This is a genomic window from Alysiella crassa DSM 2578, from assembly GCF_000745955.1.
In the GTDB taxonomy this organism is placed as follows: Bacteria; Pseudomonadota; Gammaproteobacteria; order Burkholderiales; family Neisseriaceae; genus Simonsiella; species Simonsiella crassa.
In genome coordinates, this window is the sequence record NZ_KN050786.1 from 175,759 (window position 1) to 199,476 (window position 23,718).

The 23,718-nt window shown below is 45.5% G+C and carries 23 protein-coding genes and 2 tRNA genes; 15 read left to right on the forward strand and 10 right to left on the reverse strand.

Going from position 1 to position 23,718, the window contains the following annotated elements; translation table 11 throughout:
* The first annotated feature begins 59 nt into the window (after window positions 1-59).
* Entirely contained in the window at window positions 60-1,667 is a 1,608-nt protein-coding gene (locus Q338_RS13315; RefSeq protein ID WP_034296466.1) for a phosphoethanolamine transferase, read from the forward strand.
* Between the two features lie 434 nt (window positions 1,668-2,101).
* The gene (locus Q338_RS13320) at window positions 2,102-3,259 is read left to right on the forward strand and encodes an amidohydrolase (RefSeq protein ID WP_034296468.1); all 1,158 of its coding nucleotides are present in this window, start codon (window positions 2,102-2,104) and stop codon (window positions 3,257-3,259) included.
* 53 nt (window positions 3,260-3,312) lie between these two features.
* Here the strand turns inward: Q338_RS13320 and Q338_RS14685 are convergent, their stop codons facing one another.
* Window positions 3,313-3,465 (reverse strand): hypothetical protein, encoded by a 153-nt coding sequence (locus Q338_RS14685; RefSeq protein ID WP_156961090.1) that lies wholly within the window; start codon window positions 3,463-3,465, stop codon window positions 3,313-3,315.
* On the opposite strand from Q338_RS14685, the gene Q338_RS13325 reads away from it, so the two are divergent.
* Window positions 3,464-4,090 carry a fumarylacetoacetate hydrolase family protein gene (locus Q338_RS13325; protein WP_034296470.1) on the forward strand — a complete coding sequence of 209 codons (627 nt, stop codon included), beginning with the start codon at window positions 3,464-3,466 and terminating at the stop codon, window positions 4,088-4,090. The genes Q338_RS14685 and Q338_RS13325 overlap by 2 nt on opposite strands.
* Window positions 4,091-4,094: 4 nt before the next feature.
* Here the strand turns inward: Q338_RS13325 and Q338_RS14690 are convergent, their stop codons facing one another.
* From Q338_RS14690 to Q338_RS13350, 6 genes are all read right to left on the reverse strand, one after another.
* The gene (locus Q338_RS14690; protein WP_156961091.1) at window positions 4,095-4,253 is read right to left on the reverse strand and encodes a hypothetical protein; all 159 of its coding nucleotides are present in this window, start codon (window positions 4,251-4,253) and stop codon (window positions 4,095-4,097) included.
* Between the two features lie 225 nt (window positions 4,254-4,478).
* A complete protein-coding gene (gene recN / locus Q338_RS13330) occupies window positions 4,479-6,140 on the reverse strand; it encodes a DNA repair protein RecN (protein ID WP_034296472.1) in 1,662 nt (553 codons plus the stop codon).
* A gap of 173 nt (window positions 6,141-6,313) precedes the next feature.
* Window positions 6,314-6,502 carry a hypothetical protein gene (locus Q338_RS14955; protein ID WP_147293707.1) on the reverse strand — a complete coding sequence of 63 codons (189 nt, stop codon included), beginning with the start codon at window positions 6,500-6,502 and terminating at the stop codon, window positions 6,314-6,316.
* A gap of 45 nt (window positions 6,503-6,547) precedes the next feature.
* Window positions 6,548-6,623 (reverse strand) — tRNA-Ala (locus Q338_RS13340).
* A 7-nt stretch (window positions 6,624-6,630) separates the two neighbouring features.
* Window positions 6,631-6,704, reverse strand: a tRNA-Met gene (locus Q338_RS13345).
* Window positions 6,705-6,754: 50 nt separating this feature from the next.
* Window positions 6,755-8,140: an FAD-binding oxidoreductase gene (locus tag Q338_RS13350; RefSeq protein WP_051968671.1), complete on the reverse strand. Its 1,386-nt coding sequence runs from the start codon at window positions 8,138-8,140 to the stop codon at window positions 6,755-6,757.
* Between the two features lie 553 nt (window positions 8,141-8,693).
* Here Q338_RS13350 and Q338_RS13355 point away from each other — a divergent pair.
* The 4 genes from Q338_RS13355 to Q338_RS13370 all read left to right on the forward strand — a co-directional run bounded on the left by Q338_RS13355 (window position 8,694) and on the right by Q338_RS13370 (window position 12,500).
* On the forward strand, window positions 8,694-9,779 hold the full coding sequence (locus Q338_RS13355) for a YjgN family protein (protein WP_051968672.1): 1,086 nt from the start codon (window positions 8,694-8,696) through the stop codon (window positions 9,777-9,779).
* Window positions 9,780-9,863: 84 nt separating this feature from the next.
* The gene (locus Q338_RS13360; RefSeq protein ID WP_034296477.1) at window positions 9,864-10,868 is read left to right on the forward strand and encodes a M48 family metallopeptidase; all 1,005 of its coding nucleotides are present in this window, start codon (window positions 9,864-9,866) and stop codon (window positions 10,866-10,868) included.
* Window positions 10,869-10,890: 22 nt separating this feature from the next.
* Window positions 10,891-11,571: a RadC family protein gene (radC, locus tag Q338_RS13365; protein ID WP_034296480.1), complete on the forward strand. Its 681-nt coding sequence runs from the start codon at window positions 10,891-10,893 to the stop codon at window positions 11,569-11,571.
* A 167-nt stretch (window positions 11,572-11,738) separates the two neighbouring features.
* Window positions 11,739-12,500 carry a M48 family metallopeptidase gene (locus Q338_RS13370; protein WP_034296482.1) on the forward strand — a complete coding sequence of 254 codons (762 nt, stop codon included), beginning with the start codon at window positions 11,739-11,741 and terminating at the stop codon, window positions 12,498-12,500.
* Here the strand turns inward: Q338_RS13370 and Q338_RS14695 are convergent.
* Entirely contained in the window at window positions 12,469-12,672 is a 204-nt protein-coding gene (locus Q338_RS14695) for a hypothetical protein (RefSeq protein WP_169815872.1), read from the reverse strand. The genes Q338_RS13370 and Q338_RS14695 overlap by 32 nt on opposite strands.
* Before the next feature lie 25 nt (window positions 12,673-12,697).
* On the opposite strand from Q338_RS14695, the gene Q338_RS13375 reads away from it, so the two are divergent.
* The gene (locus Q338_RS13375; protein WP_034296485.1) at window positions 12,698-13,210 is read left to right on the forward strand and encodes a peptidylprolyl isomerase; all 513 of its coding nucleotides are present in this window, start codon (window positions 12,698-12,700) and stop codon (window positions 13,208-13,210) included.
* A gap of 76 nt (window positions 13,211-13,286) precedes the next feature.
* Here Q338_RS13375 and lpdA read toward each other — a convergent pair whose 3' ends face one another.
* Window positions 13,287-15,077, reverse strand: coding sequence for a dihydrolipoyl dehydrogenase (gene lpdA / locus Q338_RS13380; protein ID WP_034296487.1), 1,791 nt, complete (start codon window positions 15,075-15,077; stop codon window positions 13,287-13,289).
* 200 nt (window positions 15,078-15,277) lie between these two features.
* Between lpdA and Q338_RS15405 the strand changes: the two genes are divergently transcribed.
* The 5 genes from Q338_RS15405 (at window position 15,278) to Q338_RS13395 (ending at window position 18,284) form a co-directional block, all read left to right on the forward strand.
* Entirely contained in the window at window positions 15,278-15,403 is a 126-nt protein-coding gene (locus tag Q338_RS15405) for a hypothetical protein (RefSeq protein ID WP_280517463.1), read from the forward strand.
* A complete protein-coding gene (locus tag Q338_RS13385; protein ID WP_034296491.1) occupies window positions 15,396-15,950 on the forward strand; it encodes a YqgE/AlgH family protein in 555 nt (184 codons plus the stop codon). Before Q338_RS15405 ends, Q338_RS13385 begins: the two co-directional genes overlap by 8 nt.
* Window positions 15,943-16,389: a Holliday junction resolvase RuvX gene (gene ruvX, locus Q338_RS13390; RefSeq protein ID WP_034296494.1), complete on the forward strand. Its 447-nt coding sequence runs from the start codon at window positions 15,943-15,945 to the stop codon at window positions 16,387-16,389. The genes Q338_RS13385 and ruvX overlap by 8 nt, the downstream gene beginning before the upstream one ends.
* 185 nt (window positions 16,390-16,574) lie before the next feature.
* On the forward strand, window positions 16,575-16,733 hold the full coding sequence (locus Q338_RS14700; protein WP_156961092.1) for a hypothetical protein: 159 nt from the start codon (window positions 16,575-16,577) through the stop codon (window positions 16,731-16,733).
* A 105-nt stretch (window positions 16,734-16,838) separates the two neighbouring features.
* Complete coding sequence (locus tag Q338_RS13395) at window positions 16,839-18,284, forward strand: hypothetical protein (protein ID WP_034296496.1); 1,446 nt, start codon at window positions 16,839-16,841, stop codon at window positions 18,282-18,284.
* A gap of 423 nt (window positions 18,285-18,707) precedes the next feature.
* On the opposite strand, the gene Q338_RS13400 is transcribed toward Q338_RS13395, so the two are convergent.
* Entirely contained in the window at window positions 18,708-19,313 is a 606-nt protein-coding gene (locus Q338_RS13400; RefSeq protein WP_034296498.1) for a manganese efflux pump MntP, read from the reverse strand.
* Between the two features lie 192 nt (window positions 19,314-19,505).
* Between Q338_RS13400 and Q338_RS13405 the strand changes: the two genes are divergently transcribed.
* Window positions 19,506-21,665 (forward strand): TonB-dependent siderophore receptor, encoded by a 2,160-nt coding sequence (locus tag Q338_RS13405; RefSeq protein WP_034296566.1) that lies wholly within the window; start codon window positions 19,506-19,508, stop codon window positions 21,663-21,665.
* A gap of 541 nt (window positions 21,666-22,206) precedes the next feature.
* Window positions 22,207-23,595 carry a nucleobase:cation symporter-2 family protein gene (locus Q338_RS13410; protein WP_034296500.1) on the forward strand — a complete coding sequence of 463 codons (1,389 nt, stop codon included), beginning with the start codon at window positions 22,207-22,209 and terminating at the stop codon, window positions 23,593-23,595.
* The last annotated feature ends 123 nt before the right edge of the window (window positions 23,596-23,718 follow it).

Genomic DNA, 23,718 nt, shown 5'->3' on the forward strand with positions numbered 1-23,718 from the left:
TCAGGCAGCCTGAAAGGGGAAAATCCCATTTTCAGGCTGCCTGATATTAAGGAAACATCATGTCAAACACACACTTTTTGAAAAATTTGTTGATTTTACTGCTGCCAGCCTTGTTGGTTGGTGGCTTATTAAGTATCGCTGGCGATAAGGCAGATGGTCTGAAAATTGGTTTATTGTCTCTCTGTGGTGGCGCGGTCATGCTACTGGCTTATGCCAAACACAGCAAAATTATGGCTTGGATAGCCAGCGTATGGTGGGTATTATTTGTTGCACACAGTTTAATTTTGTCTGCCAGTTGGTTGTGGTATGACAGCAGTTTGGACGCATATTTTGTTACTCAATCGCTGGCAAACACCACATTTCATGAAAGTGTGGAATTTTTGCAATTGCACGCTTTCAATTTGGTGGTGATGATGGCGGCAGTTGTGCTGACTGTATTTGCTTATGTATTTATTTTAAAAAAATACTTCAATCCAAGTTTATATCAACAAGCCAAACGTTGGCACAAAATCGTGATGTTTATTTTATTGCTCATTGGCGTTGCAGCGTGGGCAATTCGCCCCATTCGCGCACTCTCACCGCCGATTTATTGGCAAACTTATCACCATAAAATCAAAGCATTCCGCAATCAAACCGCACAGCATCAAACTTGGCAACAAAATTGGCTCAATCAAGCGCGTGAAAACGGCATTTATGATAATGTGCCAGCGCAGCAAACCATGGTTTTGGTGTTGTCTGAAAGCTTGACCAGTTTCAATTTAAGTGTGTGCGATTATCCGCGTGAAACCACGCCCGAATTGCACAAAAGGCTGCCTGAAATCCGTATTTGGTGCAATGCCTATTCGCCTTATCCGTCTACCTTAAATGCGCTCAAAGCCATGTTGACCGATGTGCCTTCTGACAATCCCGATTTCACTCCCACGCAAAGCCTACAAGCCTATGCTAAACAAGCAGGTTTCAAAACTTTTTGGTTGAGTAATCAAGACGACAGTTATTTGTCTTCTTTATTTGGCTCATTTGCCGATGTTGCGGTGTACAACAATAAGCGTAGTGGTCGCAGCAGCGTTGCCAAAGATGCAGAATTGTTGCCACATTTTCAGGCTGCCTTAAACGATGTTGCACCCAGAAAATTGATTATTGTGCATTTAATTGGCTCTCACCCAAACTATTCGGCGCGTTATTCTGCCGAATTTGCACGTTTCCCAAATTCAAATGATGCGGCGGTGGAACAAGCAGTCGCCACACAATTGCAACAAGCCAATGCAGGATTTTGGGTGAAACAGCAACGTGATGATTATGACAACAGTGTTTTGTATCAAGATTTTGTGTTATCTGAACTATTGAAATCATTGCAGCACAATCAAGCGGCAGTGCGTTCGCTGATTTTTGTTTCGGATCATGGGAATGAGGTGGGACACGAAAAAGATTTTGCAGGACACAGTCCGAAAACGCGTGCAGGTTATCGTGTGCCGATTGTGATGTGGGACAGCAGAAATATGTTGCCTACTGGTGCAGACAAAAATACGCCCATTGATGCGGCACAATTAGATGAAAATGCATTGAATTTAATGGGCATTAAATTAAAAAATGCCAATACAACTGTGATTTGGCATGAGCAAAATTACCATTTTCCACAGATTCAAAATTTTCCTTATTGGGAAAAGTAAATCACAGCGGCTAATGATGTTATGAGGCAATGAGGCAGCCTGAAAGGACAAAAATCTCGTTTTCAGGCTGCCTGAAATTTAACGTGAGTTTGGGATAGGAAATCCATCAACCATTTATTTTAATGAGTGAATTGTTATAATAAACGTAGGTTGGCTCTCTGAGCCGACATCTTTTGAGAACCTGTGTTCGTAATATTGATGGATTGATTTTATTGATAATTTTTGCGAATATATAATCTTGAAATTTGGGGAATATTGGCTCGGAGAGTCAACTTGCAATTATTTATTTTTATTGAGTTTTTAATTTCCTTATCCCAAATTCACGTTAATTTACTTAATTGTCTTTATTTAATTGAGTTGAACCAAATGCCAAAATATACAAGGCAGCCTGAAACCAAATCTTCATCTTGTTTTTAATTTAAAGGATTCAGACCATGAGTACCGTAGAAATCATCAAAAACAGCGTATTGTCTTCCATGAACGCCCATTTTGAACATTTACACCGCAATCCTGAATTATCGTTTGAAGAAAGCCAAACTGCCGCTTATATTGCGGAAAAATTAAAATCTTACGGTTATGAAGTATTTGAAAATATTGGGAAAACGGGCGTTGTGGGTAAATTAAGTCATGGCGATGGCAAAATGGCAATCGGTTTACGCGCTAACACAGATGCTTTGCCGATTGAAGAAAAAATTGATTTGCCCTACAAAAGCCAAGTGGCAGGTAAAGCCCATTTATGCGGACACGATGCGCACACCACCATGTTGCTCGGTGCGGCGGAATATTTGGCAAAACACAAACCTTTTAACGGCACCATTTACCTGATTTTCCAACCCGCCGAAGAAATCATGGGCGGCGCGGTTGCCATGTTAAACGATGGTTTATTGGAAAAATTTCCAATGGACGCGATTTTCGGCTTGCACAATATGCCCAGCTTGGAATTGGGTAAACTGTATTTGACTGGCGGTGCGATTATGGCGGCGGTGGACAATTGGGAAATCAAGCTCACAGGCGTGGGCAGTCATGGTTCTATGCCCGAAAAATCCATTGACCCTGTGGTGGCAGGTGCGGCGTTGGTGATGTCATTGCAAACCATTGTGTCGCGCAATGTGGCGGCAAAAGACGCGGCGGTGGTAACAGTTGGTGCATTTTTGGCAGGACAAGCGGGCAATGTGATTCCACAAGAAGCCATTTTGCGTTTAAGTACCCGCACTTCTCGCCCTGAAATGCGTGAGCATGTGTTGAACCGCATTCGTGCCATTACCGCCGCTACCGCAGCAGCCTATGAAGTGCAATACGAAATTCAAGAAGGTCAGCCAGGGGCGGTTTTGGTAAACGATACCGAGCATACCGAGCGTGTTTGTGGCATTGCCCAACAATTATTGGGCGCGGAAAATGTGGTGAATCCCGGTCCAACCTTTATGGGCAGCGAAGATTTCGCTTTCTACGCGCAAAAAATCCCAGCCGTGTACGCATTTATCGGCAATGGCAACACGCCTATGGTTCATCATCCCGAGTATGTGTTTAACCGTGAGAACTTGTCTGTTGGTGCGGCGTATTGGGTGGCGTTGGCGGAAAGTTATTTGAAATAATTTTGTTGATGTCATAATATTTAGGCAGCCTGAAAGATGTTTCAGGCTGCCTTTCAATACACGACAATTTTTACCAATACCCAAAATGTAGGGTGCATACCACGCACCAAATCACTCAAATAATCTGGAATTTTGGTGTCATACCGATTATTTTTGTCGTGTACCGTGAAGCTACCTGAAATCCCATTTTTTAAAAGGAAAAACATGAACCTACCCATCAACACCCTTTACTGTATCGGCAGAAATTATGTAGAACACATCGCCGAATTACAAAACGAAACCCCCACCGAACCTTTGGTATTTCTCAAACCCAATAGCAGCGTACAATGTTCAGGCAGCCTGAAATTGCCCGAATTCAGCCAAAATGTGCATTATGAAACCGAATTGGTGCTACAAATTGGCGCGGATTGCGATGACATTGCTCCCGAACACGCCCATACCTTGATTGCCGCCTATGCGGTCGGCTTGGATTTGACCGCGCGAGACGTTCAAGACATCGCCAAAGCCAAAGGTTTGCCATGGACAAAAGCCAAAGGTTTTCGCGGCGCGGCGTGTCTTTCCCCTTTTGTCGCGGCGGACAGGCTGCCTGAACACCAAAATATTGAATTTACATTAAAATTAAACGGCGAACTGCGCCAACACGGACACACCAGCCACATGATTTACCCCATTCCCATTTTGCTGGCAGAATTGGCGAAAACCTATGGCTTGCGGCGTGGCGATTTGGTGTTTACAGGCACGCCAGTAGGGGTAGGGCGATTGCAGTCGGGCGATGTGTTGGAACTGGATTTACAACACGGATTGGCGCAAGCCACATTTACGGTGGCGTAAATATTCAGGCAGCCTGAAAATGGAAAAATGGTTGATATATCATTGGTTTGTACACGCGTTGCGCCGCGTACCACGCTGCCCAGCCCACGATGAGCCATTCTTCCCACATTTTCAGGCAGCCTTTCAGTACACGACAAACAAATGTAGGGTGCGCCGTGCGCACCAAAACCTACCACAATATTTAAATTATTCAGTAATTTGGTGCGCACGGCGCACCCTACATTTTTGTGATTGGAAAAATTGTCGTGTACTGTAAGAAGGCAGCCTGAAATTCCAAACCATTTGAATTTAAAAAAATTTTGTTTGGCTTACTTTCCCAAAAAGTAAGTCGCCGCGCGGCGATAGAGCGCCCGCCGTAGGCAACTTTAATTTTCAGGCTGCCTTGATTTTATTTTGCCACCAAATCCAACAATTCACGCGCATGGCTACGCGTCGTGTCCGTGATTTTCTCACCGCCCAACATACGCGCCAATTCATCTACCCGCGAATCCGAATCCAATACCTTGATTTCACTCACTGTTTGTTCCCCATCGCTGTGTTTGGCGACTTGCCAATGATGTTCGCCACACGCCGCCACTTGCGGCAAATGCGTAACCGCCAACACCTGATGTTTGCCGCCCAAACTCCGCAACGCACGCCCCACCGTTTCCGCCACACCGCCGCCAATGCCCGTGTCCACTTCATCAAAAATCAAAGTCGGCACTTGCGTATATTGACTCGTAACCACTTGAATAGACAAACTAATTCGCGCCAATTCCCCACCCGAAGCCACCTTATTTAATGGGCGCAACTGGCTGCCCTTATTCGCCGCCACCTGATACTGCACCTGCTCCAAACCATGCGCCGCAGGACTGGCAGGCAATAATTCAATGTGAAATTTCGCCCCTTTCATCGCCAAACCCTGCATGTGTTGCGTGGTTTCCGCCGCCAATTTCGCGGCGGCTTGATGGCGTTTGGCGGACAATTTTTGCGCCGTTTCCATATACGCCGCTTCCGTTTGCGCGACCTGTTTTTGCAGCGCGTCAATATCCGCCGCCGCTTCCAAATCATGCAAGGCAGCCTGAATTTCCGCTAATTTTTCAGGCAACATTTCAGGCTCCACACGATATTTCCGCGCCGCCGACATCAATTCCTGTAAACGCGCTTCCTTTGCCGCCAACTCATGCGGATTAATTTCCACATCACTCAATACATTGCCCAATAAATGATTGATTTCACTCAATTCCGCTTCAATGCTGTCCAACATTTCCAAACTTTGCGCAAAACGCGGCTCCACCCCACCCAATTTATTCAACACGCGCTGACAACGATGTACCCACGTCAAAAGCCCATCATCGCCATCTACCAACATTTGCGCTTCGCCAGCCGCCTGCAACAATTCCGCCGCATTCGCCAAACTGTCATGCGACTGATTCAGCGTTTCCCACTCGCCCGTTTCCAAATTCAATTGCTCTAACTCATTGAATTGCCACTCCAAACGCTCGCGTTCAATCGCCAAATTTTCCGCTTGCGTTTGCGCGGCAGCGAGCGCACGTTTCGCGTTTTGCCAAGCCTGATAATCCGTTTTGGTTTGCTCAACCAGATTCAGGCTGCCTGAAAAAGCGTCCAATAATTGCCGTTGCGCCGTTTCCTGATTCAAAGAATGATGTGCATTTTGTCCATGAATATCAATTAATTGCGAGCCAATTGCCTTTAATTGCGCCAAAGTCGCCGCCTGATTATTGATAAAACTGCGGCTTTTGCCTTTCGCGTCAATAATGCGGCGAATGGACAATTCCGTTTCCTGTTCTGATAATAAACCTTGTTCACATAATTCTTTTTGCAAATCAGATAGTTCCGATACATCAAACAATGCCGACAATTGTGCTTCTTTCGCGCCATTGCGCACTTGGCTGTAATCCGCCTTATCGCCCAGCAGCAGTGCGAGCGCGTCCAGCGTAATGGATTTGCCTGCACCCGTTTCGCCTGTTAGCACGGTAAATCCGCTTTGAAAATCAAGGTTTAATTGTTCCACAATCACAAAATCACGCAAAGATAGGGCGAGTAACATATTCAGGCAGCCTGTAAAATAAAAAACGGCATTTTAAGTGTATCCGCAAAAATTTGCCACACGATACAGTTCACGATAAAAATGTTTACAGCGTTGCAAATTTGCCTACGGCGTGCGCTCTATCACGGCGCGGCGACTTACTTTTTGGAAAAGTAAGCCAAACAATCATAAAATCAAAAAATATTATTCAAATTCAAATAGTTTGAAATTTTCAGGCTGCCTGAAATATTTTGTTTTTTGTGAATGAAATGGTAACGCGAACTCGGGATAAGAAAAATTGAATATTCCATGAAAATAAAAGACTTGCGTAGGGTGGGTGCTTGCACCCACGCGTTTTCAGGCTGCCTGAACACGGTAGCCACAACGACAAAAAACCGCTTATTAAAAAATAAGCGGCTTTTTAAAACTGGTGGAGGTAAGCGGGATCGAACCGCTGACCTCTTGCATGCCATGCAAGCGCTCTACCAACTGAGCTATACCCCCAAACTAGTGGCGAATCAGGGATTCGAACCCCGGACACAAGGATTATGATTCCTCTGCTCTAACCGACTGAGCTAATTCGCCGTGTGCTGAAAGCGCGGACTATACGCGCTTATCGGGTTTGAGTCAAGCGATTATGCTGTGTTTTTTGGTAACAATTTATTTGGATTGAATAAATTGTGTGGGTCAAGTTGCGATTTGATGACACGCATGAGCGCGATTTCGTCTGCGCTGCGTACATGGGGCAGCCAATGTGTTTTCAGGCTGCCTATGCCGTGTTCTGCCGCAATCGTGCCGTGATTTGCCAAAACGTGTTGGTAAACAATTGAATTAACAGCGTCTTCGTATTCATCATACACGCGATTGTCCACAATCGGCAGGAAGCAGTTATAGTGCAGGCTGCCATCACCTAAATGCCCAAACACAACTAATTGCATTTCAGGGTAATTTTTTTGCAAATCCGCACTACAAGTTTCCACAAAATCAGCCACTTGGGCAATGGGTACGGCGATGTCATGCTTAATGCTGGCACCCAAAACGCGTTGGCTTTCGGAAATGTTTTCGCGTAAATTCCATAAATTTTGGCGTTCTTGCTCGGATTGGGCTAATACACTGTTTTCATAGCCATTTTCGTATAAATAGGTCGCCAATAAATCACCTAAATCATCGCGTGGCAGACTGTCGGTCAATTCAATTAAAACGTGCCATTCGGCGGCGACTGGTTGGCTTAATTTGCTGTATTGGCTGGATAATTCTAATGCGTACGCGCTGATGAGTTCAAAACTGCACAAGCGTTCTGCAAATTGATTGCGAATTTGGGTTAATAATTCAACGGCTTGGGCAATGCTGTCCACGCCCACCCATGCGGTTTCGGTGGTGGCGGCGGGGGCGAATAATTTGAGCGTTGCGCCCGTGATGATGCCGAGCGTGCCTTCGCTGCCGATAAACAGGTGTTTGAGTTCGTAAGCCGTTGTATTTTTGTGCAAAGGGTGGAGATGGGAAACGATTTCGCCATTGGGCAACACGACTTCCAGCCCGACCACCAAATCGCGCATGGTGCCATAGCGCAATACATTTAAGCCGCCCGCGTTGCAAGCGATGTTGCCGCCGATTTGGCATGAACCTTCGCTGGCTAAACTCAATGGAAAGAAGCGTTTGGCTTCGGTGGCGGCGGTTTGGATATGGTGCAAAATGCAGCCTGCGTCCACGGTGATGGTGTTGTCGGCTAAATTAAGGTGTCTGATTTGATTGAGTTTTCCTAAATTTAACACAATGCCGCCATCGGCAACGCTGCCGCCCACCAAGCCTGTGTTGCCGCCTTGTGGTGTGATGGGCAGACGATGTTCGCTGCAAAAACGGACGATTTTTTGTACGTTTTCAACGCTTTGGGGTTGGACGACTAGGCAATTTTCGCTGGTGTAGCGTTTGCGTTGGTCAAGCAGAAAGGCGGTTTGGTCGCTGGGAATTTCGCTGGGGGAAAGAAAGGTTTGCAGGTGTTCGCGGATTTGAGTGGGGTTCATGTTCAGGCTGCCTGAAAAATTTAAAATTATAGCGTAAAGTGTGGGTGGAGTAGGGCGGTGGTGTTTCAGGCAGCCTTTCATTACCCTATAAATTTTTGTCTACTGCTCATCTGTTCCCTCTCCTGTGGGCATGGGTATCTACACATCTTTTTGCAATAAAATTAAAAGGTTATTTGAAATATCAATTCAATAGCCCTTAATTTTAGTTTCAAAATCACGCGTAACACGGCGAGATTTTGTCAGCTTGTTTTGAAATTTTTGTTGAAAAACAATCAACATAATCTCAAAAAAAGATGTGTAGATACCCATGCCTGTGGGAGAGGGTTAGGGAGAGGGTAAAACTTTCAATGCACCACGATTTTTTCCTCTCCCAAAGGAGAGGGGGTTAGATTGCTGTATTTCAACGATTTCAGGCAGTATTTCATTTTTTGTAGGGTAGCGAAAGGCAGCCTGAAACCACACTTTTTGCGGTTTATGTGCCAATTTAATAGCCATTCGCAATTAAATTTTTTATAATTTCATTTTCCAATAATTCAAATCAGAAAGAAACACAATGAATGAGCTGAACGCCACTTCGCTAAGTAAACCCACGCATTTTGAAGAAAAAACTTGGCAATTTGAATTTTATGGTGATGCGCGAGAATATTTCAAAATCTGGATTGTAAATATTTTTCTGACGATTATCACCTTGTCCATTTACGCGCCTTGGGCGAAAGTGCGCCGTTTGCGTTATTTTTATGGTAATACGGAATTGGCGGGTCAGGTATTTGATTTTACAGCCATTCCTACGCGTATTTTGGTGGGGCGTGCGATTGCGATGGTGTTGTTTGTGGGCGTGTCGTTTGTGGCAGAAGTTAGCCCTGAATATTATTGGTTGGCGATGTTGCTGCTGTTTGCGGTGATGCCGTGGTTGCTGCGTTCTACCATGCGTTTTCGGGCGCGGAATACGAAATTTGGCAACAGTCGTTTTTATTTTTCTGCGACTTTGGGCGAAACGTATGCGATGGCATTGAAAGGTGCGTTGGCGACTATGTTGAGTTTTGGTTTGCTTTATCCTTTGGCGTTGTATTGGTTTAAATCATATCAAATCAATCATTTGCATATTGGCGATTTGCAAATGGAATTGAAATCTAAAATTGGCGATTTTTATGCGGCGGTGTTATTGCCTTATTTTATTATGATAGGTGTGGTGTTTGTTTTTGCGGTTGGACTGGGTTTTTTGGGGGGTATGCTGGGCGGCTTAACGAATGGCGACGTATCCAAAGAAACGGTGGGGCAAGGCATATTTGCTTTTGTTGGTTTGATGTATGTGGTGATGTTGGGTTTGTTTGTGCCGCTGACACAGGGTTATTTGTTTAAAACGACTTGGCAAAAAGTGGAATTGGGCAACAGCCTGATTACCAGCGAATTAAGCCCATGGACATTTGCGTGGATTAAATTCACCAATTATTTGGCGATGATTTGTACTTTGGGTTTGTTGCGCCCGTGGGCGGAAGTGCGTTTGTATCGCTATCAGGCGGACACGATGAATGTGGTGTTGCGCGATAATCCTGACGATTTACTGAATATGGCGCAGGAAGACAGCCACAGTATTGGCGAAGAAATGTCTGATGTGTTTGATTTGGATTTGTCTTTGTAATCTTAAAAATGATTTTCAGGCTGCCTGATTTGTGCAAAATATAAAATATAAGGCAGCCTGAAAACGTATCTCCGAAAAAATATCATGAATTCAATCCCCATTCGTTATTATGACGGCGTGCGCAATGTGGCGCACACCGCCGAATTGTCCTATGATGGCGAACACATTGCCATTCATTATCAGCAACAAGTGGCTTATTACACGCTCAATGAAGTGGAATACATTGCGGGGGTTGGGCGAGTTTTGCCCGCTTTGGAATTGCCCAATGACGCGCGGGTGGAATTTCTTTCGGCGGAACTGCCCGACTGGTTGCCACTCAAACATCAAAAAATGCTCAATCATGTCCAGCATTTTGAGCAAAGTTGGAAATGGGTGGGCATAGGTTTTGTGGTGGTGGCTTTGGTGGTGGTGGGGGTGTTGAAATTTGGCATTCCGTTTGCGGCGTATCATGTGGCGCACACGCTGCCTGAAAGCACCTTACAAAAAGCAGGCGACCATGCCGAATCTTTAATCAAAGAAAAAATCATGTCGCCCAGCAAATTATCGGCGCAACGTCAGCAAGAGATTTCTGCTTTGTATTATCAAAAATTAAATCCGAAAAATCCCGCTAAATTATTATTTTTAAAAGGTGATATTTTTGGGGCAAACGCGCTTGCTATTCCAAATAACACGATTGTTTTGACCGATGAATTGGTGGCATTAGCCAAAAATGACGGCGAACTCATCGCGGTGTTGGCGCACGAACAGGGGCATTTGAATGAAAAACACAGCCTGCAACAGGCTTTGCGTGCGGTGGGCGTGGGGGTGTTGCTGATGGTGATTACGGGCGAATCTGATGATTTGTTGAGCAATTTGCCGATTATGCTGGTGAGCGCACAATATTCGCAAACTTTTGAATTGGAAGCCGACCGCCATGCAATTATGGAATTGAAGCGTTTGAATATGTCGCCGAAGCATTTGGCGGATATGTTGGGGCGTTTACACGAAAGTCATGACGTGCGCGATGATAATGGCGAGCAATCTAATAATTGGTTTGGCAGCCACCCTGTTTTGCAAGAGCGTGTGAAACAGGTGGAGCAGTTTAAATAATTTTTTCAGGCAGCCTGAAACCATGAACATCAAAAAATGGCACGAAACCGAGCGTCCACGCGAAAAATTATTAGAACGCGGCGTGAGCAATTTAAGCGATGCGGAATTATTGGCAATTTTATTGCGCACAGGCACCAAAGGCAGCAATGCGGTGGATTTGGCGCGGCATTTATTGGCAGAATTTGGCGGCTTGGGCAAACTGATGAACGCCAGCCACACGGAATTATCACGATACAAAGGCATGGGTTTGGCGGCGTATGCGCAGTTTGCGGCGGTGTTGGAAGTGGGGCGGCGGGTGTTGGGGGAAGAATTGCGCCGTCAGCCACTTTTCCATTCCACGCAGGCGGTGGCGGATTATTTGCGTTTGCGGATTGGGCATGAGCGGGTGGAAGTGAGTGTCGCCTTATTTTTAAATCAACAAAATCAATTGATTGCCTGTGAAGAATTGGCGCGTGGTACGGTCGCCGAGCATACGGTGTATATTCGGGAAGTGGCGAAATTGGCTTTGCAGCACCATGCGTCTGCGATTATTTTCGCGCACAATCACCCCGCAGGTTCGGCGCAAGCTTCGCACGAAGACCGTTTATTTACCAATCGTTTACGCGCTGCGCTGGTGTTGTTAGACATTGTTTTGCTTGACCATTTTATTGTTACGGCGGAGCAAGTGGTGTCGTTTGTGGAACAAGGTTGGCTGAAGAATTAGGATTTTGTGGTATATTTTATGTTTTCAGGCTGCCGTCTTTTAGTTAGTACACGACAAAATTCATGTAGGGTGCGTATTACGCACCAAAATACCAAATGCTTTGAATGATTTGGTGCTGAAAGGCAGCCTGAAAACAAATTCACATCACATAATGAAAAGGACACAATATGAAAAAAACCTTACTTGCCTTGATGTTAGCCAGCTCGCTTGCCGCTTGTTCGGTGGTGGACAGCGGCAGCATGAACGCGCAAGCCGCGCAACAATACAGCGCAGCCATGAGCAAAGCCCGAGCTTCTAATGTCGTGGACACCACGTCTAATACCGCCAAACGCGTTCAACGTGTGTTCCAACGCATGTTGCCCGCCGCCAATGCCGCCAATATGACTGGGCAACCTTTTGCGTGGGAAATGACGGTTATCCGCTCCGATGAATTAAACGCGTGGGCAATGCCAGGTGGCAAAATGGCGATGTACACAGGCATTGTGGAAAAACTGAATTTAACAGATGATGAAATCGCCGCCATTGTCGGACACGAAATGACCCACGCCCTGTTAGAACACAGCAAAAAAGAAGCCAATCGCAACGTAGGTTTGCAAATTGGCGCGACTTTGGGCAATGCGATTTTGTCCAGCTACACGGGCGTGGATACCAGCAGTTTGGTGGGTTTGGCGGCGGATTTGGGTGTGGACAAACCCTTTAGCCGCAGCGCGGAAAAAGAAGCCGATTTGGGCGGTTTGAAATTGATGGCGCAATCGGGCTACAATCCGCAGGCTGCCATTACCGTGTGGACAAAAATGAATCAGTTTAGCAATAATAATGATGTGGTGTCGGGCATTTTGTCCACCCACCCCACCAATAATGCGCGAATTAAATTGATTCAAGATGAATTGCCTAATGTTATGCCGATTTATCAAAAAGCAAAAAAATAATTTTCAGGCTGCCTGAATTGTAGAAATTAACTAATTGTTTTAATAAGTATTCTTTCGTAGGGTGGGTGCTTGCACCCACGATTTTACCGTAACCATATTGAGTATTTGCTTTCAGGCTGCCTGAAACCGCGTGGGTGCAAGCACTCACCCTACGCAAGTTATTCATTTTCATTACCCTTTTATTTTAGGAAACAAAAATGGCTGTAAAACTGCATACCAATTTCGGTGTCATCACCCTTGAATTAGACCACGAAAAAGCCCCCGAAACCGCCGCAAATTTTGAACAATATGTGAAAGACGGTTTTTACGATGGCGTGATTTTCCATCGCGTAATTAAAGGTTTCATGATTCAAGGCGGTGGCATGGACGTGGACATGAACGAAAAAGACACCCGCGCCCCCATCAAAAACGAAGCCCACAACGGTTTGAAAAACGATAAATACACCATCGCTATGGCGCGTACTTCCGACCCACACTCTGCCAGCGCACAGTTTTTCATCAACACCAATGACAACCATCCTTTAAATTACCGTAGCAGAGAATTGTATGGTCGCGAAGTAGTGCAAGAGTGGGGCTATGCCGTGTTTGGCAAAGTGATTGACGGCTTTGATGTGGTGGACGCAATTGAAGACGTAGAAACCAAAATTTTGGGCTATCATCGTGATGTACCTAGCGAAATTGTTTTGATTAGTAAAGCAGAAATTGTTTAATTTCAATATATTAAATAATCATCAGGCAGCCTGAAACGAAATTTTGTCGTTTCAGGCTGCCTGATTATTTACTTACTTACTTCTTTTTGCGTTGAGGTGGCAAATCGGTACACACGCCCAACGCCACTTCCGCCGCCAAACCAATGGATTCGCCCAAAGTCGGGTGCGGGTGAATGGTTTTGCCGATGTCGGTCGCATCGCAACCCATTTCAATCGCCAAACAGATTTCGCCAATCATATCGCCGCCGTTTGGTCCAACGATTGCGCCACCAATAATACGACCGCTTTCTGCGTCAAAAATCAATTTCGTCATGCCATTATCGCAACCATTAGCAATCGCACGACCCGAAGCCGCCCATGGGAACACCGATTTGGTAATATTCAAACCTTGCGCTTTCGCTTGCGTTTCGGTTACGCCCACCCAAGCCACTTCGGGCGAAGTAAACGCCACCCCTGGAATCACACGTGCGTCAAAATACGCTTTGTGTCCCGCGCAGTTTTCCGCCGCAACGTGTCCTTCATGCACCGCTTTGTGTGCCAACATCGGCTGACCCACAATGTCGCCAATCGCGTAAATATGCGGCACATTGGTACGTTGTTGCTTGTCTACTTCAATAAAGCCGCGTTCGGTTACGGCAACACCTGCTTTTTCTGCGCCAATCAATTTACCATTTGGCGCACGACCTGCCGCCACCAATACACAATCGTAGCGTTGAGGCTCTTTGGGCGCATTTTCGCCTTCAAAGGTAACGTAAATGCCGTCTGCTTTGGCTTCTACGGCAACGGTTTTCGTATTAATCATAATGCGGTCAAAACGGTGTTCATTGGCTTTTTGCCATACTTTGACCATATCACGGTCTGCGCCTTGCATTAAACCGTCCATCATTTCAACCACTTCCAAACGCGTACCCAAAGTGCTGTACACCGTCCCCATTTCCAAGCCAATAATGCCACCGCCAATAATCAACATATTTTTGGGGATTTCTTTGAGTGCCAACGCGCCTGTAGAATCAATAATGCGTGGGTCTTGCGGAATAAATGGCAAATTCATCACGCGGCTGCCTGCGGCGATAATCGCGTTTTTGAATGCGACCACTTTTTTCTCGCCTGTTTCGCTGGCTTGCTCGTATTCGCTGCTGGTGGTCAGGGCAACTTCAATGTGGTTCGGGCTGATGAATTGACCATTGCCTTGAATCACATCTACTTTACGCGCTTTTGCCATGCCCGCCAAACCTGTGGTCAATTTGCCAATCACCTTGTTTTTATAGCCGCGCAACATCTCCAAATCCACTTCAGGCTCGGGATATTTAATGCCGTTGGCGGCTAAATGGCGTACTTCGTCAATCACATTCGCATTATGCAACAAGGCTTTAGATGGAATACAACCCACATTCAAACACACACCACCCAAAGTTGAATAACGTTCCACAATCGCCACTTTCAGACCTTCATCTGCAGCAGCAAATGCGGCGGAATAGCCACCTGGCCCGCCACCCAATACGACAACATCGTATTCAGAATCTGCGCTGCCTGAAAAATTAGCGGCTTGTGGCGCTGGACTGGCGGCTTTTGGGGTTTCGGCTGCGGGAGCAGGTTTTTCTTCCGTTTTGGGGGCGGACGCTGCTGCGCCAGCTGCTTCAATCACGGCAATCACGCCGCCTTCGGAAATTTTGTCGCCCACTTTCACGTGCACTTCTTTAACCACACCCGCCGCGCTGGCAGGTACGTCCATAGTAGCTTTGTCGGTTTCCAAAGTAATCAGCGTTTGTTCGGTTTCTACCGTGTCGCCCATTTTCACCTCTACGGCGATGATGTCCACATTTTCGTGTCCGCCAATATCGGGAACTTTTAATTCAATTACGCTCATTTTTAGCCTTTCTTGCATTCAGGTTATGATAAAAACGCCCTATTATAACTGATTTTATCGTGAAACTGGGCTTCAGGCTGCCTTTAGGGGGCGTATGACGCAGCAAAATGAGAAATGTTTGAATGATTTGGTGCGTGGTACGCACTCTACTATTTTAGGTGTTGGTAAAAATTGCCGTGTACTGTAAGGCAGCCTGAAAAATGGACGATAAACAAATTCAAATACTTGTACACAACACTCAAACAGCCATTGTTTTACCCTTGCAAAACCGTTACATTATCCCCATTTTGCGCCCATCAACTACACACGGAACACATCATGCTTAATCTAACCAATCATTTTCTCATCGCCACGCCTGATTTAGAAGACAGCTTGTTTTCAGGCAGCCTTGTGTATATTTGCGAACACACATCAGATGGCGCAATGGGTTTAATTGTCAATAAACCATCGCCCATAGGCATGGAAATTGTGTTTGCGGGGGCAGGCTGCAAACACATTCCAAAAAAATACATGAGTGAATTTGTGATGATGGGCGGGCCTGTGCAGCCTGAACGCGGTTTTGTTTTACACACGCCAGTGGGCAATTGGCAAAGCACTTTAACCGTGAATGAACACAATGGCGTAACCACATCACGCGATATTATTGACAGCTTAACCAAAGACGAAACCGTGCAACACGCTTTATTGACCATCGGCTATTCCAGTTGGACGGGCGGACAATTGGAACGTGAAATCGCGGAAAATTCATGGCTGACCGTTGCCGCCGACAATCAAATTTTGTTTCACACGCCCATTGCCGAGCGTCATCAGGCTGCCTTAAATAAACTGGGCATTACCCAAACCAATTTAATGAATGGAATTGGTCATGCTTAAATTACCCAATGGCGGCGCAATGGCGTTTGATTTTGGCGAAACACGAATTGGCGTGGCGCAGGGTAATGCGGAAATGGCGATTGCACACCCGCTTGCCACCGTTACGGGCAATAGTAATGATGAAAAATTTAATATTATCAATAAATTAATTAAAGAATGGCAGCCTGAATATTTCGTGGTGGGTTTGCCCGTCCACGCAGACGGCACGGAACATGAATTGACGGCATTGGCGCGAAAATTTGGACACCGCTTAAATGCGCGTTTCAGGCTGCCTGTGTATTGGGCGGACGAGCGTTTCAGTTCCTTGTACGCCGAAGAATTGTTGAAACAAGCGCAAGTATTTGGCAAGAAAAACAAAGCAGTATTAGACCAAGTTGCCGCGCAAGCGATTTTGCAAAGCGCGTTTGAACATGGGGCGTTGGACGTGTTTACGGGTTAAAAATCATTCATAGTTTGGGGCTAGCGATGGGGTTAGCCCCTATTTATTTGCGTGGATTCACGTTACAATGGCTCCATGTGAGTAATAGCACAATTTTTTCAGGCTGCCGTATAGATAACAACAAATTTGTAGTATGAAAAAATTACCATTTATCAAAGAAAGATTTTTTTCAAGGAGATAGCAAAATGATTAATCTTTACGATAAACTGGGTTTGCATATGCTGGCAAATCCCAAAGAAATTGAACGTGCCATACAACAAGCCGCGCAAAAACAAAGTATGTCTATCAATGAATTAAAAAAGACTCGCGAAATTCTACTGAATCCCGAAATACGTAAACGCTAAAATGATGCTTTACGCGAAAAATATCCTGAAGCGTATCAACATGCTATTGTTATTATGTGAGCCAAACGTGAAGCCAAAGAAGCTAAAGAAGCCGAGGCACAGGAATTGGCATTGCAACGCAAAAAACGTCTGATGACTGTTACGGCTATTTGCATTGGTGTGGTAGCGTCCATAGGACTTTACTGGCATTTTAAGCCGAAAGCCAAATTTGAAGACAAGTTTTTGGCAAAATTACAAAAATATTCTCCACCTATCACAGAATTACAATCTTTACCTCAAGTTCCACCAAAATATCACTCGGAAAGTTTAGAGCAGTTTAAGCAATTGCAACATCAATTCCAGCCCAATTACCATCGCCAAAATACTTATTTTATTTATGATAGTTGGTTTGATTACGACCCTAAACGTGGTCTGTTGGATACTCAATTCAAATTAACCACTAATTATCCTAATAAACAAATGGATAAAACATTGCGCCAAGCATTGCAACATATTCAAGCACATTACATTGGGAGAAATGTGCAGCATATTGCATGGTTGGAGAATGGTGTTTTGGTTAATGGTAGTGATGTGTGGCAAATTTTGAATAATCAAGCCAATTTGCAAGATACTTTGGCGGTGGTAGAAAACCAAAAATTATTTCGTGCGCAAGTTTTACCCGACCGCCGTCATATTATGCGTATTGTTGCTACTGCAGCTGAATCTTATGAGAATTATGGTATTGCTCCCCTCCCAGCACGAGCAGCATTGCTTGTGTATGATACACACAGTCGCCGTGAGATTCGTTTTGATTTTCCCAATGACGTTTTTGATATTAAACGACCAACTTATTGGATGATGCCTTTAAGTATTCGTTCAGATGGGAAATTTGTTGCGATGGGACATCGATACCCTACAACATTATTTCAATTTCATTATAATTCAACGGGCGGTATCAGCCACATTACTGCTTCAGAATTGAAAGAAACAGAAGAAAAGATAGCGTACAATCATCAAACTATTGCTAATTATGCCGTTGCCATTTGTATGACAGATGATGCTATTTATTCATTGAAATACAATGGCAAATTGCATCAATTTAAACAAAAAGAGGGTACATTAGAAAAAGTATCTCATCTTCGTGGCATTAATCCTGATAGCAGCTATTTTTCACCAGATTGCACTACTGTGATTACAGCGCGTCAATGTGCGATTATTGGGACAGAAGAAAGCCGTCCCTGCCACGAAGGGGCAAATGAAAAATGTCTTGGTTTAAAATATTATCATTCTAGAACCGATGGCATACCTAAACCCCAACAATATGCTTGTGCGGGTGATAGTAATTGGAGAGATGAACGCGGGCCTAAACAACTTGAACCAAGAGGTGGGGTGTATAGCAGATTACTTTGGCATCATCAATACGATGTACAGTCTGGTGTGATGAAAGCAGTAGGTAAGCCATTTAGTGATTATGGTGTGTGGTATCACACACCTGTTTGGTTGAATCATCAGAATTACTGGTTGCCGATTGTCCCAAGTGATTATGCAATTATCAACACAGGGAAAGATTAATTTGTATATTATAAATATGGTATTAGCCCCTAAAATAAATGGTTAATTTAACGCGAGTTCGGGATAAGAAATAAATTAAGCATTTGTTTTAATAAAAAATCTGCCGTAGGGTGGGTGCTTGCACCCACGAGTTTACCGTAGCATTATTGAGAATTTGATTTCAGGCTGCCTGAAAATGGTGGGTGCGAGCACTCACCCTACGCAAATCATTTATTTTCATAGAATTTTCAATTTTTCTTATCCCGAGTTCGCGTTAATTTAGAACCTGTGTTTTTAAGATTGATGGCTTGATTTTATGGATAATTCTTGCGAATACAAGGCGGCTTTTCATGCCAATATTGAACATATTGGCGTGGAAAGCCAACGCAGTAGGCGCATGAAGTAGCTATAAAAGCAAGCTATTAAGATTATGAACACAGGTTCTTAATTTAACCAACCCAAATGTTCCACCAAAATAGACACCCCTATCCCCATCAACACCAAACCGCCAAACAATTCCGCCCGTTTACCCACTTTCGCGCCCAATATTTTGCCCAAACTCATGCCCACTGCCGCCATTATTGTGGTCGCCAAACCAATTGCCAGCGCAGTTCGCCAAATATTCACGTCCAAAAACGCCAAACCCACGCCCACCACCATAGAATCAATGCTGGTCGCAATCGCCGTCAGCAACAATATCCCCAAACCATGTTTGCTCGGTGCAGTGGTGGGTGGGCAACCGCAGTCATTGGGATTACTGGGCGAGCCATGTTCACCAGTCGCAAAACTTTCGCGCACCATACGTATTCCCAAAATACACAATAAAACAAAGGCAATCCAATGATCATATTCCGCGATAAACGCTTGTGTGGAATGCCCCAACAACCAGCCAATAAGTGGTGTAATGGTTTCCACAATGCCGAAAATCAGCGCGGTACGAATAATGTCCTTTACGCTGGCGTGTTTAATGGCTGCGCCTTTGCAAATGGCAGCAGCAAATGCATCCATTGACATGCTAAATGCCAATAGAATCAAAGCGAAAATACTCATTTTGGGGTGATTTGTGTTTATGGTTATTATGGTGCGTATTATACGGTTTTCAGGCTGCCTGTCATGGTTTAAAAACCACATTTTTTTAAATACAATAAAAAATAATTCTCATCTACTAAATAATTCTTATATAATATGGTTTACATTTCTTGACTGATTTTTTCACTTCACAACACAAATATTTATATTATGATGAAATTCAATCCATTGACTTTTTGGGTATTGGGTGTGTTTACCAGCTTTCAGGCTGCCGCCCAACACCCCAGCGCGACACAGGAATTAGACACCGTAGTCGTGAAAGGCAAAGCGCAACGCTCGTTTTCCAAAGCCAGCGATGGCGATTTGCGCGACCATGTAAACTTGGGTTTACTCGGTCGGCAAAACGCGTTTACCACGCCGATTACGGTGGTAAATTATGACGAAAAAGCCTTCGCCGACAAATCGCCACGCAATGTGGTGGACGTGATGGCGCAAACTGATGCTTCCGTAATGGCATTTGGCGGCGAAACCAATACGCTGCAAGGCGTTTATGTGCGCGGCTTGCAATTGGACGCACGGCAATTTAGTGTGAACGGTTTGGCGGGTTTGTATTCGGCGTACAGTTCGCCGACGGCGGGTGTGGGCGCGGCGCAATTGATTAAGGGCGCAAGTTCCGCCACAGTTGGCATGGACCCTGAAGGCGCGGTCGGTGCATCGGTCAATATTGAAACGAAAAAAGCGGGCAATACGCCAATTAATCAAATCAGTTTGGGTTGGTTTGGCGATTCGCGTTGGCAACCAAGCGTGGATTTTGGCAGACGTTTTGGTGCAAACCAGCAATTTGGCGCACGAATCAATGCCAAAATGCGTCAAGGCGATACCCCTCGCGATGGTTACGAAGAAGACAGCAAAGAAGTAGCGTTGAATTTGGATTATCGCGGTGAAAAATTACGCGCCGCCATTGATGGTTTATACGCGAAACGCAAAACCACAGGCGGTCGGGCGCGTGTGCAAGACATTCAATTATTTGGTTTCAGGCTGCCTGAAGCGCCAGACGGCAAAATCAATCTCGCCCCACATTGGCAACAACAAAGCACTCAAGACCAATCGGTTATGGGGACTTTTGAATACGATGTGGCTGACCGCGTGATGGTGTCGGGTGGTTTGGGACACATGGAATCGCGTTATTGGGGCAATTTTGCAGGCATTGAAATTCAAGACGGTACGGGCAAATACCGCAATGCCAATTACAATACCAGACAAGGCAGATTTGTCGCACAAGGCGCACAGCCAATGGACTTCCGCTCCCGCACCACCAGTGCGAATGTCAAAGCAGTCGGCGAATTTGAAACGGGTGCAATCAGCCACCGTTGGCATGCGGCGTTTGACCATGTGAAGCGTTCCCGCGACCACGATACGGGTACGCGTGTGGCGAATGCACTGATGTCTAATTTGAATATTTATCAACCCACATTTGCGCCAGCCCCAACTTTCAGCCCCACCAACACGCAGGGGCAAAACATCACGCACACAGCAAAAAGTCTTGCCCTATCAGATACTTTGGGCTTAATGGACAATAAAATTCGCCTGACTTTGGGTGGTCGCTATCAATGGCTGAAACAGGAAAATTTCAACAATGGCAAAACCTTTAAAGAAGACCGTTTCAGTCCCATGCTGTTGGCGGCGTGGCTGCCGAGCCGCGATTTGGTGGTATACGGCAACTATATGGAAGATTTGGAACCTGGGGAAATTGATGACGACACAGGCAATATGAATACGCCCCGTGTCAGCAAACAAATTGAAATGGGGGTACGCAAAAATTGGGGCAATTGGGTTAGCACCGCCAATGTGTTCCAAATCACGCGCCCTGGTTATTACAATGGCGGCGACAAGCAAGGTAGGGAACGCAATCGCGGCGTGGAATTGAACGCGTATGCCAATTTATTGAATCAAAGTCTGCGCCCCAGTTTCGGTTTGATGTATATGAAAGCCGATGTGCAAGATTTTCCGACTTACACAGGCAAATTGCTTACGGGAACGCAGGTGTCTAGCCCGCGCGTGATTGCCAAAGCGGGCATTGAGTGGGATACGCCGTTTGCGCGTGGTTTAACGCTGAATGCGGGCGTGCAATATTACGGCAAATCTTATCAAGACACGCAAAAACAATATGCTTTCCCGTCCTACACTTTGGTGGACGTGGGCGCGAAATACGCGTGGAAATTGCCAAAAAACCAAACTGTTACACTTCGCGGTGCGGTGGAAAATGTGTTTAACAAAAATTATTGGCAAGTACAACGCGGACGTTTTGACCGCAGCTTTGCGGTAGTGGGTATGCCGCGCACATTTTGGGTGAAAGCGGATTATACGTTCTAATCATTTCCCAAATAATCAGGCAGCCTGAAAAATATTTCAGGCTGCCTGATATATAGTCGTAGAAATGAAAATGCAGTATAAAGCGACAACGCCCGCCGTGTACGAATAGTACATGAGAGCGTTAGCAACGCCGTAATGCTTTTTCAGTTCTGCGACTATAATGTGAATTTGGGATAGAGATGTTGGCTCGTAGAATCAACCTACGTTTATTATAATTAACTCATTAAAACAAATGGTTAATTGATTTTTTATCCCGTGTGTACGATGTGCACAATATTTTTTGCAATAAAATATTAATATACGTTAGAATCGCGCCCTTTTAAACCAATAGTGGAATCGTTTTGCAGGCAGCCGTACAGTAAACGACAATTTTTCAATCACAAACCATGTAGGGTGCGCCGTGCGCACCAAATGTCTGGAATCATTAAAATATTGTGGTGTGTTTGGTGCGCACGGCGCTACTGTGATTTTTGTCGTACGAAAAGGCAGCCTGAAAAATCATTTCGCTGACTTTTTTATCATTTTTTAAGGATACCCAAAAATGGCAGAACTCCACACCCAAGCCACCGCCGAAGCAGATTTGGTTTACAAATTGGAAGACAAACCCCCATTCTTTAACTCGCTGGTGAGCGCGATGACGCACTTGCTGGCGATTTTTGTTCCCATGATTACGCCCGCGCTGATTGTCGGTAATGTGTTGAAATTGCCCGTAGAAATGACGGCTTATTTGGTATCTATGGCGATGGTTGCGTCTGGCATTGGCACTTATTTGCAAGTGAACCGTTTTGGCGTGGTCGGTTCGGGCATGTTGTCGATTCAATCGGTGAATTTTTCCTTTGTGGGCGTGATGATTTCGCTCGGTTTCTCCATGAAAGAGAAGGGCTTGGACGAAAACACCATGATTTCCACACTGTTGGGCGTGTCGTTTGTGGGCGCGTTTTTGGTGTGTGGCGCGGCTTGGGCGTTGCCGTATTTGAAACGCGTGATTACGCCCACCGTGAGTGGCGTGGTGGTGTTGCTGATTGGTTTGAGTTTGATTGATGTGGGGATTACCGATTTCGGCGGCGGCTTTCATCTGAAAGGCACGGACGAATTTGGCAGCCTGAAATATGTCGGTTTGGCGAGTTTGGTGTTGGCAATCGTCTTATTATTCAACTGCATGAAACACCCATTGTTGCGTATGAGTGGCGTGGCGGTGGGCTTGATTGTGGGCTACATTGTCGCTTTGTTAATGGGCATGGTGGATTTTTCGGCGATTAAAAACGCGCCGATTGTTACCATTCCCACGCCATTTAAATATGGCTTTCAATTTGATTTTGCGGCATTTTTGATGGCTGGTACAATTTACCTGTTGAGTGTATTTGAAGCAGTAGGCGATTTGACCGCGACTGCGATGGTGTCGGGGCAAAAATACGAGGGCGAAGCATTTCAATCGCGTTTGCGCGGTGGCGTGTTTGCCGATGGTTTGGTTTCCGTGATTGCGACCGCGCTCGGTTCGCTGCCTTTGACGACTTTCGCGCAAAACAATGGCGTGATTCAAATGACGGGTGTGGCTTCGCGTCATGTGGGCAAGTTTATTGCGGTGATTTTGGTGGTGGCAGGTTTGTTCCCTGTGGTGGGGCGCGCGTTCACGACCATTCCCAGCCCTGTGTTGGGTGGGGCGATGGTGTTGATGTTTGGCTTGATTGCGATGGCGGGCGTGCGCATTATCATGACCAACGGGATTAACCGCCGCGAAGCCGTGATTGCCGCAACTGCGGTGGGCGTGGGTTTGGGCGTGGCGTTTGAGCCTGATGTGTTCAAATTATTGCCCGAAGTGTTCCGCAATGCGATTGCGGCTGGCGGCATTACGGCGGTGGTGCTGAATGTGATTTTGCCGCGCGATGTGAGCGACAAAAATATTTATTTGTCGGATAAGAAACCTGAATGATTTTTCAGGCAGCCTTTCAGTACACGACAAAAAAAGTACAATAAAAAAAGAAGTCCGCATCAATTCAGTGGTATCGTATTAATTTTCTCACGACTAATCCAATATGACTGAATTGAGCGAACT

What these genes read in the sequence shown, in the direction of transcription:
- Q338_RS13400 (WP_034296498.1), bottom strand. Translation starts at nt 19,313, where the DNA reads ATGAGTATTTTCGCTTTGATTCTATTGGCATTTAGCATGTCAATGGAT.
- recN (WP_034296472.1), bottom strand. Translation starts at nt 6,140, where the DNA reads ATGTTACTCGCCCTATCTTTGCGTGATTTTGTGATTGTGGAACAATTA.
- lpdA (WP_034296487.1), bottom strand. Translation starts at nt 15,077, where the DNA reads ATGAGCGTAATTGAATTAAAAGTTCCCGATATTGGCGGACACGAAAAT.
- Q338_RS13370 (WP_034296482.1), top strand. Translation starts at nt 11,739, where the DNA reads ATGAAAAAAACCTTACTTGCCTTGATGTTAGCCAGCTCGCTTGCCGCT.
- Q338_RS13355 (WP_051968672.1), top strand. Translation starts at nt 8,694, where the DNA reads ATGAATGAGCTGAACGCCACTTCGCTAAGTAAACCCACGCATTTTGAA.
- Q338_RS13320 (WP_034296468.1), top strand. Translation starts at nt 2,102, where the DNA reads ATGAGTACCGTAGAAATCATCAAAAACAGCGTATTGTCTTCCATGAAC.
- ruvX (WP_034296494.1), top strand. Translation starts at nt 15,943, where the DNA reads ATGCTTAAATTACCCAATGGCGGCGCAATGGCGTTTGATTTTGGCGAA.
- Q338_RS13315 (WP_034296466.1), top strand. Translation starts at nt 60, where the DNA reads ATGTCAAACACACACTTTTTGAAAAATTTGTTGATTTTACTGCTGCCA.
- Q338_RS13360 (WP_034296477.1), top strand. Translation starts at nt 9,864, where the DNA reads ATGAATTCAATCCCCATTCGTTATTATGACGGCGTGCGCAATGTGGCG.
- Q338_RS13325 (WP_034296470.1), top strand. Translation starts at nt 3,464, where the DNA reads ATGAACCTACCCATCAACACCCTTTACTGTATCGGCAGAAATTATGTA.
- Q338_RS14685 (WP_156961090.1), bottom strand. Translation starts at nt 3,465, where the DNA reads ATGTTTTTCCTTTTAAAAAATGGGATTTCAGGTAGCTTCACGGTACAC.
- Q338_RS13405 (WP_034296566.1), top strand. Translation starts at nt 19,506, where the DNA reads ATGAAATTCAATCCATTGACTTTTTGGGTATTGGGTGTGTTTACCAGC.
- Q338_RS15405 (WP_280517463.1), top strand. Translation starts at nt 15,278, where the DNA reads ATGGACGATAAACAAATTCAAATACTTGTACACAACACTCAAACAGCC.
- Q338_RS13350 (WP_051968671.1), bottom strand. Translation starts at nt 8,140, where the DNA reads ATGAACCCCACTCAAATCCGCGAACACCTGCAAACCTTTCTTTCCCCC.
- Q338_RS14695 (WP_169815872.1), bottom strand. Translation starts at nt 12,672, where the DNA reads ATGAAAATGAATAACTTGCGTAGGGTGAGTGCTTGCACCCACGCGGTT.
- Q338_RS13385 (WP_034296491.1), top strand. Translation starts at nt 15,396, where the DNA reads ATGCTTAATCTAACCAATCATTTTCTCATCGCCACGCCTGATTTAGAA.
- Q338_RS13410 (WP_034296500.1), top strand. Translation starts at nt 22,207, where the DNA reads ATGGCAGAACTCCACACCCAAGCCACCGCCGAAGCAGATTTGGTTTAC.
- Q338_RS14700 (WP_156961092.1), top strand. Translation starts at nt 16,575, where the DNA reads ATGATTAATCTTTACGATAAACTGGGTTTGCATATGCTGGCAAATCCC.
- radC (WP_034296480.1), top strand. Translation starts at nt 10,891, where the DNA reads ATGAACATCAAAAAATGGCACGAAACCGAGCGTCCACGCGAAAAATTA.
- Q338_RS13375 (WP_034296485.1), top strand. Translation starts at nt 12,698, where the DNA reads ATGGCTGTAAAACTGCATACCAATTTCGGTGTCATCACCCTTGAATTA.